Annotated in this window: 2 protein-coding genes and 1 pseudogene; 1 reads left to right on the top strand and 2 read right to left on the bottom strand. The window is 66.8% G+C overall.

Features of this window, described 5'->3' with window-relative positions:
- Positions 1-382: pseudogene (locus MKK53_RS00070) on the top strand (recombinase family protein); the annotation flags it as partial.
- 56 nt (positions 383-438) lie between these two features.
- Here the strand turns inward: MKK53_RS00070 and MKK53_RS00065 are convergent.
- Entirely contained in the window at positions 439-717 is a 279-nt protein-coding gene (locus MKK53_RS00065; protein WP_243925719.1) for a hypothetical protein, read from the bottom strand.
- Between the two features lie 101 nt (positions 718-818).
- The coding region (locus tag MKK53_RS00060) for a hypothetical protein (RefSeq protein ID WP_243925717.1) at positions 819-1,024 on the bottom strand (206 nt) is incomplete at its 5' end.

Below are 1,024 nucleotides of genomic sequence, written 5' to 3'. Positions count from 1 at the left end.
TGGCGACCGCCCTCTCCTGTCGCTGTCCTTCACGCATCAGCCGCAGCGGCGCCGCCGGGCGATCATCGTACCGCCGGGCCGCGAGGGCGATCGGCTGCGGGCGATGAAGACGGAGGATCGCACCCGGATCCTGGCGAGCATCGCCGCCGGCCGGAGCTGGATGGCGGATCTGGTGGCTGGGCGAAGCGAGGGCATCGAGGCGATCGCTCTGGCCGAGCAGCGCAGCGAGCGCTCAGTGCGCATGACGCTGTTGCTCGCCCTGCTCTCCCCCCGCATCGTACAAGCGATCGTTGAGGCGCGTCTGCCCCGGGGCATCGGCCTGCGCCATCTGTGCGAGTTGCCCCCGGCCTGGGACGCACAGGAACGCATCGTCGGCTTGTGACGTCTGGGCGTCCCGCCGGAGCTCCGGACAGCTGACGCCATCGACTCCGGAAGTGATCAGGCGATCAGGCGAACCGCCATCCCGATCAGCACCATGGCTCCCAGGCAGCGTCGCCATGGGTTGACCCCGCGCAGCACCTCATCGGCCGCCCAGACCGCAAGGGCGATCCGCGATGCGAGATCCGCCCACTGCCCGATGGCGGTGTCCTCCCCCGCGATCCAGGCGATGGCCTTCATGAAGCCGAACAGCCACAGCGGCGGGTTCGGCCACTGGCCGATCACGATGCGTCCGCTGGTGCGGTCGCGGAAGAACCAATCAAGGGCCGCGAGCAGCATCGCAGGAAACGGGGATGTGGCCTGTGGAGACCGGGCGCAGAATGGCCGGTGATCCGGCCCTGGAGACGCGATAGAGACGCGCCCTAAGCGAGGCGCCCCAGCTAAACTACTGACAAATCAAGGAATTTGACGACCACCAGGATCGCGCGGTTTGCGCGAGAACCCCTGGTGGTGGAGGTAGTCATGGGCGAACCCGTCTCCGACGCGCCCCTTCCCGCGAACAGGGAAAAAACAGGGATTTGGACGAATTGTCGGGGCCAAATGCGCTCCAGCGACGTCAAAACATCAGCATTTTCCGGGGGTTGAA

Origin of the sequence: Methylobacterium sp. J-076 (genome assembly GCF_022829405.1) — a bacterium.
Taxonomy (GTDB): domain Bacteria; phylum Pseudomonadota; class Alphaproteobacteria; order Rhizobiales; family Beijerinckiaceae; genus Methylobacterium.
The sequence above is the reverse complement of the archived record's forward strand: the minus strand, read 5'-3'. Positions and strand labels throughout refer to the sequence as shown.